Source organism: Sphingobacterium sp. MAE (assembly GCF_056711605.1).
Window position 1 is genome coordinate 3,362,288 of the sequence record NZ_CM160044.1, and the last position, 18,784, is coordinate 3,381,071.

Annotated in this window: 18 protein-coding genes; 14 read left to right on the forward strand and 4 right to left on the reverse strand. The window is 37.7% G+C overall.

Annotation, left to right across the window (positions count from 1 at the left end; all coding sequences use genetic code 11):
- Positions 1-27 precede the first annotated feature (27 nt).
- Positions 28-2,946 carry an FAD-binding and (Fe-S)-binding domain-containing protein gene (locus tag AC06G9_RS14495; protein WP_480956565.1) on the reverse strand — a complete coding sequence of 973 codons (2,919 nt, stop codon included), beginning with the start codon at positions 2,944-2,946 and terminating at the stop codon, positions 28-30.
- Positions 2,947-3,107: 161 nt separating this feature from the next.
- Here AC06G9_RS14495 and AC06G9_RS14500 point away from each other — a divergent pair, with 161 nt between their 5' ends.
- The 6 genes from AC06G9_RS14500 to AC06G9_RS14525 all read left to right on the forward strand — a co-directional run bounded on the left by AC06G9_RS14500 (position 3,108) and on the right by AC06G9_RS14525 (position 8,459).
- A complete protein-coding gene (locus tag AC06G9_RS14500; protein WP_045755827.1) occupies positions 3,108-3,626 on the forward strand; it encodes an FUSC family protein in 519 nt (172 codons plus the stop codon).
- Between the two features lie 207 nt (positions 3,627-3,833).
- Complete coding sequence (locus tag AC06G9_RS14505; protein ID WP_045755826.1) at positions 3,834-4,307, forward strand: Lrp/AsnC family transcriptional regulator; 474 nt, start codon at positions 3,834-3,836, stop codon at positions 4,305-4,307.
- 20 nt (positions 4,308-4,327) lie between these two features.
- Entirely contained in the window at positions 4,328-5,395 is a 1,068-nt protein-coding gene (locus AC06G9_RS14510; protein WP_281046951.1) for an EamA family transporter, read from the forward strand.
- Positions 5,396-5,484: 89 nt separating this feature from the next.
- Positions 5,485-6,249, forward strand: coding sequence for a 5'-nucleotidase C-terminal domain-containing protein (locus AC06G9_RS14515; protein WP_293927648.1), 765 nt, complete (start codon positions 5,485-5,487; stop codon positions 6,247-6,249).
- Positions 6,224-7,183, forward strand: a complete 960-nt coding sequence (locus tag AC06G9_RS14520) for a metallophosphoesterase (RefSeq protein ID WP_480956566.1) — start codon at positions 6,224-6,226, stop codon at positions 7,181-7,183. Before AC06G9_RS14515 ends, AC06G9_RS14520 begins: the two co-directional genes overlap by 26 nt.
- A gap of 64 nt (positions 7,184-7,247) precedes the next feature.
- A complete protein-coding gene (locus tag AC06G9_RS14525; protein WP_094773401.1) occupies positions 7,248-8,459 on the forward strand; it encodes an MFS transporter in 1,212 nt (403 codons plus the stop codon).
- Positions 8,460-8,534: 75 nt separating this feature from the next.
- On the opposite strand, the gene AC06G9_RS14530 is transcribed toward AC06G9_RS14525, so the two are convergent.
- Both AC06G9_RS14530 and AC06G9_RS14535 read right to left on the reverse strand, forming a co-directional pair.
- Positions 8,535-10,445, reverse strand: coding sequence for an amidophosphoribosyltransferase (locus AC06G9_RS14530; RefSeq protein ID WP_094773477.1), 1,911 nt, complete (start codon positions 10,443-10,445; stop codon positions 8,535-8,537).
- Between the two features lie 98 nt (positions 10,446-10,543).
- A complete protein-coding gene (locus AC06G9_RS14535; protein WP_480956567.1) occupies positions 10,544-11,041 on the reverse strand; it encodes a TlpA family protein disulfide reductase in 498 nt (165 codons plus the stop codon).
- A gap of 147 nt (positions 11,042-11,188) precedes the next feature.
- On the opposite strand from AC06G9_RS14535, the gene purN reads away from it, so the two are divergent.
- Entirely contained in the window at positions 11,189-11,761 is a 573-nt protein-coding gene (gene purN / locus AC06G9_RS14540) for a phosphoribosylglycinamide formyltransferase (protein ID WP_248753281.1), read from the forward strand.
- Between the two features lie 237 nt (positions 11,762-11,998).
- On the opposite strand, the gene AC06G9_RS14545 is transcribed toward purN, so the two are convergent.
- Complete coding sequence (locus AC06G9_RS14545) at positions 11,999-13,231, reverse strand: MFS transporter (protein WP_045755819.1); 1,233 nt, start codon at positions 13,229-13,231, stop codon at positions 11,999-12,001.
- A 90-nt stretch (positions 13,232-13,321) separates the two neighbouring features.
- On the opposite strand from AC06G9_RS14545, the gene AC06G9_RS14550 reads away from it, so the two are divergent.
- The 7 genes from AC06G9_RS14550 (at position 13,322) to AC06G9_RS14580 (ending at position 18,756) form a co-directional block, all read left to right on the forward strand.
- Complete coding sequence (locus AC06G9_RS14550) at positions 13,322-13,801, forward strand: DUF4442 domain-containing protein (RefSeq protein WP_045755818.1); 480 nt, start codon at positions 13,322-13,324, stop codon at positions 13,799-13,801.
- A gap of 61 nt (positions 13,802-13,862) precedes the next feature.
- Positions 13,863-14,291 carry a hypothetical protein gene (locus AC06G9_RS14555; protein ID WP_045755817.1) on the forward strand — a complete coding sequence of 143 codons (429 nt, stop codon included), beginning with the start codon at positions 13,863-13,865 and terminating at the stop codon, positions 14,289-14,291.
- Position 14,292: 1 nt separating this feature from the next.
- Complete coding sequence (locus AC06G9_RS14560) at positions 14,293-14,940, forward strand: SCO family protein (RefSeq protein WP_248753279.1); 648 nt, start codon at positions 14,293-14,295, stop codon at positions 14,938-14,940.
- Position 14,941: 1 nt separating this feature from the next.
- Positions 14,942-15,367, forward strand: a complete 426-nt coding sequence (locus tag AC06G9_RS14565; RefSeq protein ID WP_480956568.1) for a c-type cytochrome — start codon at positions 14,942-14,944, stop codon at positions 15,365-15,367.
- A 297-nt stretch (positions 15,368-15,664) separates the two neighbouring features.
- Entirely contained in the window at positions 15,665-16,252 is a 588-nt protein-coding gene (locus AC06G9_RS14570; protein ID WP_045752154.1) for a TetR/AcrR family transcriptional regulator, read from the forward strand.
- A 4-nt stretch (positions 16,253-16,256) separates the two neighbouring features.
- Positions 16,257-17,585, forward strand: a complete 1,329-nt coding sequence (locus AC06G9_RS14575) for a TolC family protein (protein WP_480956569.1) — start codon at positions 16,257-16,259, stop codon at positions 17,583-17,585.
- A gap of 25 nt (positions 17,586-17,610) precedes the next feature.
- Entirely contained in the window at positions 17,611-18,756 is a 1,146-nt protein-coding gene (locus AC06G9_RS14580; protein WP_045752152.1) for an efflux RND transporter periplasmic adaptor subunit, read from the forward strand.
- Positions 18,757-18,784: the final 28 nt, after the last annotated feature.

Consider the following 18,784-nt stretch of genomic DNA (forward strand, 5'->3'; position numbering starts at 1 on the left):
TAAACATATAAAATAGCAGGTTTGTTTTTACTTAATTAAAGCATCATACAAAATTTCCACAGGATGATAAGAATGGCGCCCTACTCCATCTTTTATCTGGTGCCGACAAGATGTACCAGCTGCCGCAATCCAGGTAGTCGTATCGGTATTGCGTATGGTAGGCAGTAGGACCAATTCTGCAACTTTCATCGAGATTTCATAATGTTCTTTTTCGTACCCAAATGAACCCGCCATACCGCAACAGCCAGAAGGGATGACCTCAACTTTATAATTCATGGGAAATGACAAGACCTTTTCGGTTGTTTCAACCAAATGAAATGCCTTTTGATAGCAATGACCATGAAGCTTGATGATCTTATTCTCAGCACTGAACTGCTCTTTATGAATACGTCCAACCTGAATCTCTTTTAATAAGAACTCATCAAACATCAGTGCATTTTTTGCAAGTCTTGCCGCATCTTCGTATAATTCAGGTTCAACCAAAGCAAGATATTCATCTCTAAAGGTAATAATACCCGAAGGTTCTATTCCTAATAAAGGGGTCTCTTCAGTAATCAGATCTTTCAAAAAATTAATATTTTTATTCGCTATCTTTTTTGCTTCTTTGACCAATCCTTTTGAAAGATATGTCCTGCCGCTTTGAATATGCTTCGGGATGATCACTTCATACCCCAATGCGGTAAGCAATTTGTAAGCGGTCATACCAATTTCTGCATCGTTGTATTCGGTAAATTCATCAGCAAATAAATACACCTTTCGTTTTAAATGGGTATGCTCAGGTTGCTTTTTCACCCATTGTGACAATGTAGTACCAGCGACCAACGGTAGTGATCTCTTCGGGGCAAAACCAATGGTTTTTTTTACAAGGCCCGCTAAAAAGTCATTTTTGACAACAAAGTTGTATAATGGCGCTACCAGTGATCCTAATTTCTGTGACTCTGTAAAATTTGCAATCACTCTCGCTCGAAAAGGAACACCATGTTCATCGTAATAGTGCTGCAAAAATTCAGCTTTCATCTTAGCGACATCAACACTAGAAGGGCATTCGGTTTTACAGCCTTTACAAGATAGGCACAAGTCCATGACTTCTTTTAATTCTTCATGGTCAAAACGATTGTCTTTGGTTGAGTTTGTCAAAAACTGACGCAGCATATTGGCACGTGCACGTGTCGTATCTTTTTCATCACGTGTGGCCATAAAAGAAGGACACATCGTTCCTCCCGTGATCTCTGTCTTTCGGCAGTCCCCAGAGCCAGAACATTTTTCTGCCAGACGCAGGATACTCTCCTCTTTTGAAAAATCAAAATAAGTCTTAATCTGTGTTGTATTCTTATTATTATCGTAGCGAAGATAGGTATCCATTGGTGGCGTATTCACGATTTTATGAGCATTGAAAACCCCTTTAGGATCAAAAATCTCCTTCACTTCCTCGATCAGGCTGTACACTTTTTTTCCTAAAACTTTCTCAATAAATTCGCCCCTCAATCGACCGTCACCATGCTCACCACTTAAAGAACCATTGTATTTGAGAACTAGATCTGTTGTTTTCTCTAAAATGAAACGAAAAGTTTTGATACCTTCCTCTGTTTTTAGATTGACAAAAGGTTCAATATGGAGCTCCCCCGCTCCGGCATGGGCATAATAAGAGGCATGGACTCCTTCTGCAATCAATAAATCTTGAATATCGGCCACATATGCAGGTAAGTCTTCGGGAGAAACGGCACAATCTTCAATTAAATTGACGGGCTGACTATCTCCAGGAAGGTTACGGATCAAGCCCAATCCAGCTTTACGGACATCCCAAACCAAATTAGTTTGATCTCCGGTGATGTAGGGATATGCATAACCCAATTGCTTTTCCATCAACTCCGCTTTTAACGCCATCGCCTTAGCTTCCACTTCTTCTGGAGTATCTCCTCTAAACTCGACAATAAGTAGAGCTTTGGGATCACCTTCAATAAAAAAGCGATTATATTGATACGTTGGATGCCCAACCGTAAAATCCATGATGTACTTATCGACAAGTTCCGAAGCTTCGGGATGATGTGACAAAGCGATCACATTTCCTTTCATACACGCGATCATATCTTCAAAGTGAATACAAAGAAGACCTAATTCTTTAGGCGGTAATGGCAATAATTGCAGTTTAGCTTCCGTGACTATAGCGAGTGTACCTTCCGAACCGGCGAGCAATCGGCACATATTAAATGGTACCGTTTTATCAGATAGCATATCCAATGCATATCCGGTATTGCGTCTTGTGATCGAGCGTTTCGGATATCCTTGTGCTATCGCCTGTATATTTTCTTCTTCCGTCAATAAGGCATTCAGTCTACGATAGATTGATCCTTCCCTATCCTTCTGAATTAATTTCTTGAAATAAGAAGCTTCATCCAAAGCTTCAAATACGACCTCCGACTGATCGTCCAATATCACGTCTGCAGATACTAAATTTTGTCTCGTATCGCCCCATACGATAGAATGTAACCCTGAAGAATTATTGCCAATCATACCACCAATCATCGCTCTACTTGCTGTTGAAGTCTCTGGACCAAACATAAAACCAAACGGTTTGAGATAATGATTAAGATCATCACGAATCACGCCAGGCTGAACCCTCACCCACCGTTCTGCGACATTAAGTTCAAGGATCTTGTTAAAGTGTTTGGAGATATCCATAACAATACCATTTCCAACAACCTGACCAGCCAAAGAGGTGCCTGCTGTCCTTGGAATAATCGTGATGCCGTTTGCAGAAGCAAACTGGAGTAAAATTTTAATGTCTTCGGTATTTTTCGGTATCGCGACAGCTAGTGGCAATTCCTGATAGACGGACGCATCCGTAGAATAGGCAATGCGGATCGTATGGTGATATGCAGAATCATCATAGTACAAGTCTCCTGTCAAAGATTGCGATAATTGATCTAAAGAAATATTTTCCTTCACAGTTGGTATAATTTATATAAACAAAGCTAACTATTTTAAGTAATCAAAAGAATTGATCTTGCAAGAAAATGAAAAAACAATATGAAACACGCATAAAAACGCAATCATAATGATTTTTGATTCTACAAATAAGATGTACTTTTGCAAAAAAACAAATTAAGATGCGTAAAACACTGATGCGATATAGCCTACACTCCGACTTCATCATCTATTTGATCCGTATTTTGATTGGTTTTTCTATTGGCTACTTCTTATATATCAGCTTTCCTGAATATTCGGCCATATGGACCTTAATTTCCATTGTATTAGTGATATCTCCAGATGATACCGAAGCCACTAAGATTGCTTTTGATAGAACAAAGTCCAATTTTATAGGTTCAGCCACGGGTATACTTTTTTACTTTACCAATCTTCCTCAGATGTGGTCCATGCTTTTGGGGGTGATTACATCTGTCGCGATCTGCAGACTCTTTAATATCTTAAGTGTAGCACGTACAGCGATGGTGGCTATGATTATTGTTGTGGTTCATGAGCATCAGTTAAAATCGTACATTGCGGCCCTCGATCGCTTTGCCTGTGTCACTATCGGTTGTGTGGTAGGCTTGCTCGTCACCCTGAGTACGAGTTATATGATTAAGATATTACGGGAAAAATATTCCATGGAAACCTTTGGCGAATAATGTTCGATGAGATAGCACAATTGCCAAAGATAATTCAAATTAAACGTAATCGACTAAAAAATAACATGTTACAATATTAAGTTAGTCCTCCAGCTACCAAAATAGGCTATTTACAAACCAATAGAAAAGATCTTAAATAGAATTATATTCTGATTTTTATCAAATTATTTGAATATAATTCGAAATATACTTACCTTTGCACTCGATATGACAAAAGTAGAATATAATTTAGATCATGTAGATTACAAAATCTTGCGTTTAATGCAGGACAATGCCCGTATCAACAACGCCGATATTGCAAGAGAGCTCAGTATGGCTCCTTCTGCAATTTTAGAGCGTGTTAAAAAATTAGAGCAGAAAAATGTAATCTTACAATATAATGCTAAAATAAATCCAGCGGCAATCGATCAAAAACTATTATCGTTTATATTTATCAAAGCGAACGATATCATTGGAGAGCAGAAAGTTGGGATTCTTCTAGCCGAGATACCTGAAGTGCAGGAAGTCCACGATATCGCTGGAGACGATGGTTACCTGATCAAAGTTAGAACAGCTGATTCTACTGCTTTAGTCGATCTGATGCGTAATACATTGGGTAAAATTGAAGGAATCATTTCAACACGTACCACCATTGTCTTACAAACAGTAAAAGAAGAACAACAGTTAGTTATACCGGAATAATTTAGGAAAGGAATTTAGAGATGTTAAATAATAAAGTACAACAAGCAAGCCCTTTAATGGTCATACTCGCATATGCTGTGGTGTATATTGTATGGGGGTCAACTTTTTTCTTTATTGAAAAGGCGCTTCACAGTTTCCCACCATTCATTTTAGGCTCATTTAGGTTTATTACAGCAAGCATATTGTTGATGGGGTATTGTGTATTGAAAGGTTATAAAATATTCAACAAAAGAGCGATCCGCGATTCTATTGTTGTTGGATTTTTACTCTTGTTTATTGATATGGGTGGCCTTATCTGGGCTGAGCAATACGTCTCGGGTGGTGTAGCGGCAATTATTGCGGCAGCGGCTGCAATTTGGTTTGTTATTTTGGATAAACCAAAATGGAAAGAAAATTTTAGCAGCCAATCGACCATTGCGGGTTTGATCTTAGGTTTTTGCGGTGTTATTTTACTCTTTGTAGAGCAGATCATTGCCAGCAAATCATCAGCAAATAAAGAAATAACCGTTATTGCCTTAGTGATTATGGTGCTCGGTTCGATCGCTTGGACGGCAGGTTCTTTATACTCTAAATACCAAAAGAAAAGCCAAAAAGAAGAACAAGAGGATCTACATGTTTCCGTAAAGACGGCATGGCAGATGATTACAGCAGGGGTGCTATTTACAGTTGTAGCTAGCTTAAACGGTGAATTTTCCCGTTTCAGCTTTCAACAGGTCACTCCTATCGATTGGTTCAATATATCTTACTTAATTGTGTTTGGATCGATCTTGGCATTTAGTTCTTACATCTGGTTGCTATCGGTAAGACCTGCGACCGAAGTGAGTACCTATGCATATGTCAATCCTATTGTTGCATTAGTACTAAGTTACTTTTTCAGTAGCCATGCGGTTACTTCGACACAGGTCATAGGTTTGGTGATCATATTGGTTTCCGTTCTGTTGATGAACTGGAAATTATATAAGAACAATAAAATGGTCGCAAAAATCACGAAAACGACAATTGCAGATCGTAGAAAATCGATACGATTGAGAAATCAAAGAGATGCAGTGATCAGAAAAGATATTAAAAAAACAGAAGTTGCCAATTAAAAAAACGCCTTCTTTTGCATACTCATAATAAAAGCTTAACAAAATGTTAGGCTTTTATTATCTACATTTGTACCGAAAACACTTATTACATGATGAAACGAACTTTACATCAACTTCAATATGTAGCCCTCGGGTTTTTAGCTATCCTACTGAGCACATCTTGCAGCAAAAAATTAAGTCCTATCCAAAAGGACTTCAAACAATACGAAATCAATAAAAACACCGTTGATGACAGCACGATCGTAGCGATTTATACGCCCTACAAAAAGCAGATGCAGGCAGAGATGAATCGGATCATTGGATTTTCCGAAGTTGCATTGACAAAAGAAAAAGCTCCTGAAACTTTAATGGGAAATTTCTTTACTCAAGCATTACTAGTGGCTAGTGCAAAAGTTAACAATCAAGCAGACATCGCATTTGCTACTAAAGGAGGCATTCGTAACGAAATAAAGGCTGGAGATATTACCATTGAAAGTGTATTTGAGGTCATGCCTTTTGAAAATCAATTGACCGTAATGGAACTCAATGGAGAACAGATTCAGCAACTGGCCAATTTCATTGCTGCAACTGGTGGACAGCCGGTCACCGGTATAACGTTATCCATACAGGACAAAAAGCCAGTAAATATTCAGGTGCAAGGAAAAGATCTGGATCTTCATAAAATCTATAAAGTCGTTACTTATGATTATTTAGCCAATGGAGGTGACAATTTAGATTTATTTACCCATGCACTTAAAAGAACAGACTACCCACAAAAAGTGAGAGAAAGTCTAATGGAGTATATCGCTAGCTTTACTAAAAAAGGTCAAAAAATTAATATGCAATTAGATGGAAGAGTTAAAGTCATTAAATAGAAGAAGCTTTCTGAAAACAGCAGCTGGTCTTTCCGCTGTTGCCACCTTGGGTGGTTTGCCACTGACCTCGCTTGCAGGTTCTAAAAAAATAAAATTGACCATTCTACATACCAATGATGTGCATAGTAGAATAGAACCGTTTCCAATGGATGGCGGAAGATATCAGGGTCTAGCAGGAGTTGCACGCAGAAGCACACTTATCAAAAAAGTCAGAGCTGAGGAAGCTCACGTCTTATTGCTGGATGCTGGCGATATGTTTCAAGGTACCCCCTATTTCAACTTATTTGGTGGAAAATTAGAACTTGACCTCATGACTAAATTAGGGTATGATGCGGGTACTTTTGGTAATCATGAATTTGATAATGGTTTAAACGGACTGGTCAAATATCTGGACCATGCTAAATTTCCTTTCTTAACGGCAAACTATGACTTTACGGGTACTGTTTTGGAAGGGAAAACTCAAGATTATACGCTATTTAAGAAAGCAGGTGTCAAAATAGGTGTATTTGGTCTTGGTGTGGATATTGAAGGACTGGTCGATCCCAACAATTTCAAAGGGATGAAATATCTCGATCCGATAGCCGTTGCCAATCGGGTGGTCAAAGAGCTTAAGGAAAAGCATAAATGTGATCTGGTTATCTGTTTATCGCACTTGGGCTACCAGTATGAGAGTGATAAGGTATCGGATCTGGTGCTAGCAGCTCAAACAAGCGATATTGATGTGATCATTGGTGGGCATACGCATACCTTCTTGAAAGAACCTACTTTTGTAACCAACTTAAAGGGAACAAAAACAGCGGTCAATCAGGTTGGCTTTGCAGGTATCAACTTGGGACGAATCGATATTATTTTTGAACCTTCGACGGGCAAAAAGAACCTCATCGCTTCCACGTATGAAGTCAATGATACGATAGCAGCATCACAATTGGTGTAACATAACTATTTTTTAAACTAGCCAAAGGGATACGATGTATTCTTTTGGCTTTTTACATATTCACTTGAAAAAACTTTTATCTATATACATCGGATCCTTTAAAGGACTATCCCGCTCCGCATGGCTGCTCGCCATCGTGATGTTGATCAATAGAATGGGAAGTATGGTGATCCCATTTTTAGGGATCTATATGACCCAAGCTCTTCATTTTAATATCAAACAAGTGGGTCTTGTGCTGATGTGTTTCGGTTTTGGATCTGTGTGTGGCTCTTATGTGGGCGGCTGGCTCACAGATCGATTTGGTAGCTTCAAAGTCCAACTGTTCAGTTTAACCTTAGCAGCTCCTTTGTTTCTGATCACACCCTATTTTAAAACTGTAGAGTCCTTAGGCATCATGATTTTTGTATTGAGTGCCGTCTTTGATGCGTTTAGGCCTGCCAACTCAGTTTCTGTAGCCAGTTATGCTAAACCCGAAAATATAACGCGAGCGTTCTCTTTAAATCGATTGGCCGTTAACCTTGGCTTTTCGATCGGTCCTGCTGTAGGAGGTTTTTTGGCAGGTATATCTTTTGATTGGATATTCTATGGAAATGCCATGGCAGCAGCGGCGGCGGCTATTGTATTTTTCCTCTTCTTTTATAAGAAAGAAAAAAACAACCTAAAGGCTTTGAGGGCTGCACCGATCACGACTACATCACACAATAAAAAAGAACGAAACCCTTATCAAGATGGGCCCTTTATTATCTTCAATATCCTGTGCTGTATATTTTCGTTATGCTTTTTCCAACTGATATCCACTCTTCCTATCTTCTATCGTGAAGTCCATCACCTCAATGAACATGAGATCGGATTTTTGATGGGATGGAGCGGTTTGATTATCGTATTATTGGAGATGTTTATCGTACATATTGCAGAACACAAATTAACGATTACCAAAACATTAGTTATCGGGACACTTTTTTGTTCCATTTCTTATGCCATGTTCAATATACATGCTGGGTTATTCATGCTTTATGTTACATTCTTTGTATTTGGCATTGGTGAAATGCTGACCTTGCCTTTTATGGCGACAGCCACTATCAATCGATCAACACCCAAAACACAGGGTGCTTACATGGGATTCAATTCATTGGCTTTCTCTGCTGCAAATATTTTTTCGCCGCTCTTAGGAACCAATATCGTGGGCTCTTTTGGCTTCACAACCCTTTGGTGGGCTACCTCAGCAGTACTAGCCTGTACTGCAGCTGGATTCTTCTTTATTTTAAAACGTATGTAAAAAAGATCTATATAAAAACAAGAAAGGCTGATATCCTAGGATATCAGCCTTTCTTGTTTTTATATACAAAGCTTATTAACTACTGAAGTAAGCTCTTACATTTTTACCTTCTACCCAGTTCATGAAAGCCTTGTTAACAACTTTATTACCTCCTGGTGTTGGGTAATTACCTGAGAAATACCAATCTCCTTTATGATCAGGACATGCAATATGCAAGTTGTCCAATGTCTGGAAAATGACTTTTACTTCTGCTTTTAAGTGATGAGGTGTAATGATTCTTGCGATCTCATTTGAAATCTCTTCATCAGTAAAAGGTTCGTAAATTTCTTTAACGTAATTGTCTATATCATCAATATCAGCTGTTATGGAAACCAAACATTTCTGATAGACTTCATCAATTATATGTGCCAATCCACGTTTTCTTAATAAAGAAACTGCAGCCTCAAATGCGACAAACTCGCCCATTCTAGACATATCGATACCATAACAATCTGGATAACGGATCTGCGGCGCCGAAGATACGATAACAATCTTTTTAGGATTCAGACGATCTAAAATCGTTAAGATACTTTGTTTTAAGGTTGTTCCTCTTACAATGGAATCATCAATCGCTACGATAGTATCTTCATGATCTTTCACAATACCATAGGTCGTATCATACACATGCTGTACCATATCTGTACGATCGGCATCTTGTGTAATGAAAGTGCGCAGTTTGGCATCCTTGACATTCAGTTTCTCAAAACGAGGGTGAATGCTTAAAATATCTTCCAATTCGCCATCTTCAATTTTATCCGCTCTATTGAGTAGTGCATCTTTTTGAAAATCTCTTACGTAAGTATTGATACCATCCATCAAACCATAGTAGGAAACTTCAGCTGTATTAGGGATGAAAGAAAATACGGTATTCTTAATATTATTGTCAATTGCGCTTAGCACCTGTGGACACAAAAGACGTCCCAGTTGCTTACGTTCTTTGTAAATATCTGCATCAGAACCTCTAGAGAAATAAATACGTTCGAAAGAACATGATTTTTGTTCAACAGGCTCTCTAAACATTTCCTCGGTCACGGTACCATCTTTCTTGGCGATTAAGGCATGACCAGGTTTAATTTCCTGAACTTTATCTATTGAGATATTAAATGCTGTCTGAATAACCGGTCTTTCCGAAGCAACGACAAGTACCTCATCATCTTTATAATAAAAAGCTGGACGGATACCCGCTGGATCACGCATGACAAATGCATCTCCATGTCCAAATATACCGGCAATCGTGTAGCCACCATCCCAAGTTTTTGCCGAACGAGTTAAAATTTTCGGAACATCTAAATTTTGAGCAATTAGCGAACTGATTTCAATATTTGAATACCCTTCTTGCTTAAACTTATCGAATAAGTCTTGGTTTTCATCATCTAAGAAATGTCCGATTTTTTCTAGCACAGTGACTGTATCTGCTTTTTCTTTGGGATGCTGACCCAATTCATACAATTGTTGCAATAACTCGTCAACATTTGTCATATTAAAGTTTCCAGCAACAACCAAATTGCGAGACATCCAGTTATTTTGTCTTAAAAAAGGATGACAGCTTTCAATGCTATTTTTTCCATGAGTACCATAACGCAAGTGGCCTAGCAATACCTCTCCGGTAAAACTAACATTATCTTTTAACCATTGCGTATCCTTAGATTGCTCTGGATAAGCCTTTTGCACCGAAGCAAACTTCTTTTGTACATATTCGAAGATATCAGCTACAGCACTGGATCCCATCGCTCTGTAACGAGAAATGTATCGATTTCCTGGCTTGACATCGAATTTAATGGTTGCAATACCCGCGCCATCTTGGCCACGGTTGTGCTGTTTTTCCATCAATAAGTACAATTTGTTTATGCCGTAGTAAGGCGTACCGTATTTTTCCTGGTAATAAGAAAGGGGCTTTAACAGTCGAATAAGTGCTATACCGCACTCGTGTTTAATTGAGTCGCTCATATCTTGATTTGATGTCGCAAAAATAGCAAATAATTATAATTAGTTGTATCAAAAAAAGACTCCTGTTTTTAAAAATTACAACTAGAAGACAAGCAAAACTATCTGGCTAGCTGTTGCAAAGCGACTTGCAACACTTTAACATCATCTACACCATCTAAATGTTTCAATAATTTTTTTGTTTTGGCGTCATAGATATAAAGTGAAGGGGTCTGTGTGGGCTTGAACAAAGAGATAAATTGCCCGTCGGGATCCCTAATAAAAGATACTTTGGACTCTGGTTTCAACTTCTTAGCAAACATATTGATAAATCCATCGACATATTCGCGGTCATTCATGGCGACGAAGTAAAATTTAATACGCTTAAAAGTGCTCATCTGCTCTGCGATCCCTGCTCCCATTTTTTGACAATGACTGCATCCAGTATCATAATAATTAAACACAATAAGACCATCTTTGGGTAGATCTGCAGGTTTAAAATCCTTTCCTGTATATACCTCCTGCAGGGAAAAATTAGGTATCTGATGCGGTGCCTGAGCGCTGGCATGCTGTGCTGATAATACTAAAAATGTAATGAATAGAAATGTAAATGTCCTCATGAGATCAAAAAATAAAATGCTATTGAATCAGGTTAAATATACGAGACAAATTGTACACATGACACCATTATGTTAGTTTATTTACAAAAAATAACGTAAGTTTGATTGATTAAATTTTTTTAGAACGTCACTTAACACAATTAAACTGTGAAAAAACGTATTGCCATATTTGCTTCAGGTTCTGGTTCCAACGCCCAAAAAATAATGGAGTATTTTAAATATTCTGAAGATGCCGAGATCGCTATTGTATTGAGTAATAATGCCGATGCTTACGTCATCCAGAGAGCTGACAATTTTGAAATACCTGTACATGTATTTGACCGTGAAGAGTTTTTCAAATCGGACGAAATTGTTAAAATGCTAAAAAATTTAAACATCGACTTAATTGTACTTGCAGGATTCCTTTGGTTAGTTCCACCCCATTTATTACAAGCTTTTCCCAATAAGATCATCAATATACATCCAGCGCTATTACCTAAATACGGTGGCAAAGGTATGTATGGCGATCATGTCCATAAAGCTGTATTGGCAAACAAGGAAACAGAGCATGGTATAACCATTCATTTTGCTAATGAGCATTTTGATGAAGGGGAAGTCATTTATCAAGGGCGATTTAAAGTAGAACCGCAAGACACCTTAGAGGTGATTAAGTTCAAAGGACAGCAACTGGAGCATCAGCAGTACCCTAAAGTCATCGACAACTTACTTAAAAAAATGTAATTTAACACTTTTTTATTTAGACTGCTTATAAATAATATGTATCTTTGCGCTATGGATACTTTAGAATTGCAAGGATTAGGATTTCAAGATACGCTTTCAAAGGAGAAAATGGATTTTTGTGCAGATACAAAAGCATCAAGTCCATTCTCTCCTTTTTCATGTGCATGTTTTAAAAAATGTTGTAAGAAATATAAAAAAGGTAATCGATGCAGTAAATGTCCAAAACGTTAATCTATACTACTCTTCCAGATAGTTTAGATCTTTATCAAAACTTTCTTCCAGTTGTGTTAGCGCATAGATGGCGATTCCTGAAAGGAAAAAGATCATGACAAAAGCCGCAATGATAATCCCCCATTGATTGACAAGAATCCCATACAACATGGTCGAAGGGATCAGCGCGCCACGGACAAAATTAGGTGCAGTGGTCGCAACTGTGGCTCTCAAATTGGTACCGAACTGTTCTGCGGAGATCGTTACAAAAGTAGCCCAATATCCAATCCCCAGCCCCATAAAAAAGCATAACCAGACAAATCTGGTTTCCGATAAACCATCACTTAGCAGATACCAGGATGCACTGATCAAAATCACCATTTGACATATTAATACCACTTTTTTTCGAGATTTTAATACTTGCGCCAATAAACCGGCCAGCAGATCACCCAACGAAATACCAAGATAAGTAAACAATACCCCTTTTCCAGCGCTCAATGTTGCGGGAGCGTGCAGCGCTTTTCCGATCTCCGGAGCTTGGGTGACTAATACACCTACGACAAACCAAATGGGCAATCCGATACATAAGCAGTATAGATATCTCTTAAATCTGTGTTTATCCGTAAAAAGCATACTGAACTTGCCTTTAACGACCGTCTTACTTTCTGCTGTTTTAAACAAACCAGATTCCAGCGCTCCTACGCGCATTAGTAAAAGCAGCAGCCCCATCCCACCACCGACAAAATAGGCCGTACGCCAATCATACTGTTCAGATATGAAATATCCAAGTACCGCACCCAGTACACCTACTGTTGCCACCAACATAGTTCCGTAACCACGTTTTGACTTGTGCATACTTTCACTGACCAATGTAATTCCGGCACCTAATTCACCTGCCAATCCGATACCCGCAACAAAACGAATAATACCGTATGTCATCACATCCTGAACAAAACCATTATAGATATTGGCCAAGGAGTATAATAAAATAGAACCAAATAAGACTTTCAGTCGACCAAACTTATCCCCTATAATTCCCCATATCACACCACCAATCAATAAGCCCCCCATCTGCATATTCAATACAAACTCACCTTCGGCTCGCATATCTTGGGGTGATACACCTATTTCTTCAAATGATTTGACCCGTACAATCGAAAAAATAATCAGATCGTAGATATCCACAAAATACCCCAACGATGCCACAAGAACAATGATCCAAACATTCCTGTTTGTGTGCGAATTTGATTGGTTAGTCATAATTCAATTTTTTATAAAAGTATCATTGTACAAGCATTTTTACAAGTTAAATAGCAAACGATTTTTAATTTATTGTATTACCTTTGCGCGATGTTGTATAGTCCGAAATCTCTAAAATGGTTATTGAGAATCTACCCTCCTTTTTTATTCCAGCGGATATGGGTTCAACGAATTTATCCTGATTTTCAAGGTGTCGACGTTAAAATCATCAAAAGTATTTTTAACAAAAACACTAACAATACCATATTTGGTGGAACGATATTTTCAGCAGTCGATCCCTTTTATGCCATACTAATCGACCAGCGACTGCAGGCTCATGGCTTTAAAAAAACTGTAGCTTGGCTCAAATCAGCATCTATTGAATATAAAAAGCCTGGCTTGACCAATCTTAAATTTTCGATCAAAATCGATGACTCTGATTTCAATGCTTGTATGGACACCTTAAAAAGTAGAGGAAGGATGATCAAAACGTTTTCCGTCGAAATTGTCAACGATCAAAATGAAATATGTGCCATAGCCAAGAATGAAATCTACATTCGTGACTTGAATTTTACATACACAAGGGTATAATTAGCTATTATCTTCCTGATCTATTTGGTATCTTTGTCTATAACAGACAAAATATTTCGATATGAAAAAATTAGCTTTCTTAATTGCATCAGCTTTTGCGATTACTTCATGTAACAATAGCTCAAACACCAATAACCAAAATGATTTAGCTAAAACGCAAGAAGAAACCATGAAAATTCATGATGAGATCATGCCACAAGTAAGCGTATTTGACAAAGATGCTGTTACGATCGACTCTATCTTAACGCATCTTAAAGCAATCAAAACAGCTAAGCCGGCGCTTGATACAACTCAAACTCGTCAAGAGTTAACCCAGTTAAAAAAGAATCTTGAAGAAGCTACAGATCACATGATGGACTGGATGAAAGGGTACAGTGCAGATTCTACCACAGTAGATTACGCCAATCGCGAATTAACTAAAGTTAAAGATATGAAAGCTGTATTTGATCGTGTATCAAAAGAAAAACAAGAAATCTTAAACAAGTATTAGTATGATCAAATCATTTCATATTCGTGCTTCATTCTTCTTAGCACTTGCGGCATTGGGAATTTCTAGCTGCCAATCCAATACAGCTACTCTTCCGATCTATGGTCAACGTGAACCTGTTGAAAAAATTGTTGATGGTAAAACCATTACGGATACGCTTTATCATACCATACCCGCGTTTAAATTTTTAAATCAAGATAGTACTTATATCACGGACAAGAATTACGATAATAAAGTATATATCGCGAATTTCTTTTTCACACACTGTCCAAGTATCTGCCCTACCATGAATAGAAATCTGTTGAAGGTCTATGAGCAATATAAAGATAGTGATCAAGTTTATTTCCTCTCCCATAGCATTGATTTTAAATATGACCAACCTCATGTATTAAAAGAATATGCTCATAAATTGGGCGTTAGCAACGATCATTGGAATTTTGTGACAGGCTCAAAGGCGGACATCTATGGAATCGCTAATCAGTATCTCGTTTATACTGCTGAAGACAAAAATGCTCCAGGAGGTTACGATCATCAAGGCTATCTGGTCTTAATCGATAAACAAAAACGTATCCGTGGTGCATATGATGGAACAAATGACGAGCAAGTGGCCAAATTACAAAAAGAGCTTGCGATCCTATTACAAGAAAAGTAAAATGACCAAAATATATAGTTTAGGTGTACTAGTTTTCATCTATATTTTTAGTGCCATGATCGGCTGTCAATCTGGTGAGGACATTAAAACTGCACAATATGCTGTGAATGGAAAAAAAATATATATCAATCACTGTAAAAATTGTCATGGGGATAAGGGTGAAGGTCTAGGGCTTTTATATCCCCCCTTAACGGATGTTGATTTTTTAACGAAAAATAGGGAACGTCTATCCTGTATCGTCAGAAATGGTTTACAGGAAGAAATAACTGTTGCAGGAAAAACCTTTAATACGATTATGCCTGCAAACGAAACGTTAACAGATATTGATATTGCTTATGTTTTGACTTACATAACCACTAATTTTGCAAAACAAGATAAAATATTCAGTCTTGAAGAAGTACAAGAAGATTTGAAAAATTGTAAGTAAGTACGTTAAATATCTATAAAGAAGCTTAGTTTTTATAAACTAGGCTTTTTTTATGGCTAAAAATAAAAAAGAAAGGTTTTCAAACGGGGAGAATGAAAACCTTTACTAACCAATTATAAACCTAAATTATGATGTGCAAATATAGATCATACAAAATGATTAGCAAACTAACTGATGTTAAATTTACGTTAACATTTCCTGCATCGCGATGGAGATGGCTATAATGAATAAAATTCATCTTTTCATTACATTATTTTGACAGATAGATCTAATTAAAATTTCTACATTTGGAACCGAATGAACGTTCAATACACAAAAAATAATTCAAAAGTGATTTCCATATTTGAGACCACCTTAAGGTTGATCAAAGATCATGGTTTTCATGGCACAGCAATGAGTAAAATCGCTCAAGATGCTGATGTCGCAATCGGCACCATATACCATTACTTTCCTTCAAAAGATGATTTGATCGTCAGCTTGTTTCAATATTGCGGAGACGCACTCCATGAATCAATTTTTGAGTCCATCCAGGAGGAATTAACGTATAAGGAAACTTTTTTTCACATATGGAAGGGGTTTGTCAAATTTTATCGAGAAAACGTAGAAATGTTTAGTTTTTTTGAACAATTTTACTCTTCTCCATATTATAAAGTGAACAGTTACGAAACGAACGAATCGATTAGTGGTCAGAGCAGTATCCTCAAATTTTTAACAGAAGGTATTAAAATAGGTGAACTTAAAAACACCAATGTTGAAGTACTCGCTTGTATATTCTTTGGAACTGCTGTATCAGCAATTAAAGGAGTAAAGCACAATAAATTAAAATCAAATGAAAGTATCTCGGATGTTGTAGAAATCATTTGGGATGGAGTTAAAAATAAATAATTATATGAAGTTTAGACAAATAGCCTTCTCTTTGGCAGCCCTAACGACCGTATGGAATGTTAGTTATGCCCAACAAACAGGCAATGAGGCATTACCTGCTAGAGCAAATTTGCAGCAACTTATTGACTATGCCCTTAATAATAAGATTAGTCTTAAGCAGGCTGCAATTGATGAAGAAATTGGCGAAAAAGATATTGACATTGCCTTATCTGGCTGGTTGCCTCAGGTCAATGCGAATGGTTCTTATAACTACAATGTAAAGGTACCAACTTCTTTTATAGGTGGTCAAAACATTGCGCTAGGACAAAAAAATGCGAGTGCCCTGACCCTGCAGGCTGATCAACAGATTTTGAATCCTGCATTGATGCAAGCTTCAAAAGCAGCGACACTCATCCGTCAATCCAATAAACAAAATACAGAAAATCAAAAGATCAATATGGTCGTTGAAGTGAGTAAAGCGTATTATGATATCTTGACGAGTGAAGAGCAGATCAAAATCGTACGTGAAAATATTACTCGACTTCAAAAGCAATATAACGATGCCAAAGTACGGTACGAAGTGGGGATGGTTGATAAAACCGATTTCAAGAGAGCACAGATTGCATTAAGCAATGCCAATGCTGACGAGAAACGTACCATTGAACTGCGCCGCTACAAATACGATTATTTAAAAAATTTGTTAGCCGTGGATCACCAAACTGACATTACTTTATCTTTTGAGAATGCCGATATGGAAAACCAGATTTTGATTGACACGACTTCATCCGCAAGCGTGACCAACAGAATCGAATTCCAACAATTGCAAACGTCTAAAAAAATGCAGGAATTGGAAACTCAATATTATAAATGGACTTACTTACCAAATGTAAGTGCATTTTACAATTATGCTTTCAATTATAGAGACAACAAATTTAAAGATCTATATAAAGACAATTTCCCAAGTTCTGTGGCGGGTTTATCGGTCTCGATCCCAATCTTTCAAGGATTTAAGAGAAAACATCAGATCTATCAATCAAAACTTCGCGAGAGTAGAATTGATTTAAGCATGGAGGATTTGAAAAACCAAATCAATACGGAATATGCGCTTGCTACAGCATCCTACAATGCTAATTTAATTGACTGGAAAACGTCAAAAGATAATGTCGATCTATCTAAAGAAGTATACGACACCATTAAATTGCAATATGACGAAGGGATCAAAACTTATTTGGACTTAATGACAGCGGAGACTGATCTCAAGACGAGTCAATTGAATTATTTAAATGCGCTTTATGCACTTCTTTCCAGCAAGTTAGATGTTCAAAAAGCTTTAGGAACTGTAGATACAAAATAAACAACATTTAGAAACCAAGAATATCATGAATAAAAAACATTTATTAGCCGCTTTTTTTATTGGAACTACGCTAATTTGGCAGTCATGTGGCAATAAAGATGCGCAGAAACAACAGGCTGCGCAGCAAGCAGAGCGTGTTGTACCTGTATCACTTGCTACAGCCACTGAAGAGATCGTTACGGGCAACCAAACTTATCCAGCTACTGTAAAACCTTTGAATGAAGCCGAATTATTTGCTGAAGTTTCTGGTTATGTAACAAAAATATTTGTCACTGATGGAGCGTCTGTCTCCAAAGGTCAAAAACTATATGAAATAGATGGCACACGCTATACCGCAGCTTTAGATCAGGCGAGAGCCAATCTGAGAATTGCGCAATCCAATTTGGATCGTGTACAAACAGATTTAAACCGCTACCAAGCATTAGCAGACAAAGATGCGATCGCGAAACAAACATTGGACTACGCGAAAACAGATGTGGCCAATCAAAAAGCCCAAATTTTGGGCGCTCAAGCCGCGGTAACGACAGCTCAAACAAATTTAAATCGTTCGACCATCCGTGCTCCTTTTGCGGGTATTGTCGGTATATCGGAAGTACGTCTTGGAGCTTTGGTTAATCCTGGTACTACGCGTCTAAATACGCTATCATCTGTCAACCCAGTTGCAGTAGAAATTCAAGTAAGCGAGCGTGATATTCCGCAATTTGTCAATTTACAAAAATCAGGTTCTGCAGCTCAGATCAATGCTGTATTGCCAGATGGTACAGAATACGCTTCTTCCGGTCGAATCACAACGATTGACCGCGCTGTAGACCCACAGACAGGAACAATTAAAGTACGTGCTAATTTTGACAATGCAAGCAATATTTTGAGAGCAGGCATGAATCTTTCGTTAAACGTTAAAACGAATTCTGCTACAGAAGAAGTGGTTATTCCATATAAAGCTATTCAAGATCAATTAGGTGTATTTAATGTATACGTAGTTGGCGATAGCAGTAAAGCGGAACAACGTAAAGTGGAGTTAGGTATAAAACTAGGCGATAAAGTAGTCGTAAAATCAGGACTTAAAGTCGGTGAAAAAATTGTTGTTGACGGTATTATGAATGTGCAAACAGGAGTAAAAGTTGCTGAAGCTCCTGCTGGAGCGCCAGATGCAAGTGCTGCAAAAAAATAATTTTCACAGATTTTATAAGATATACAAA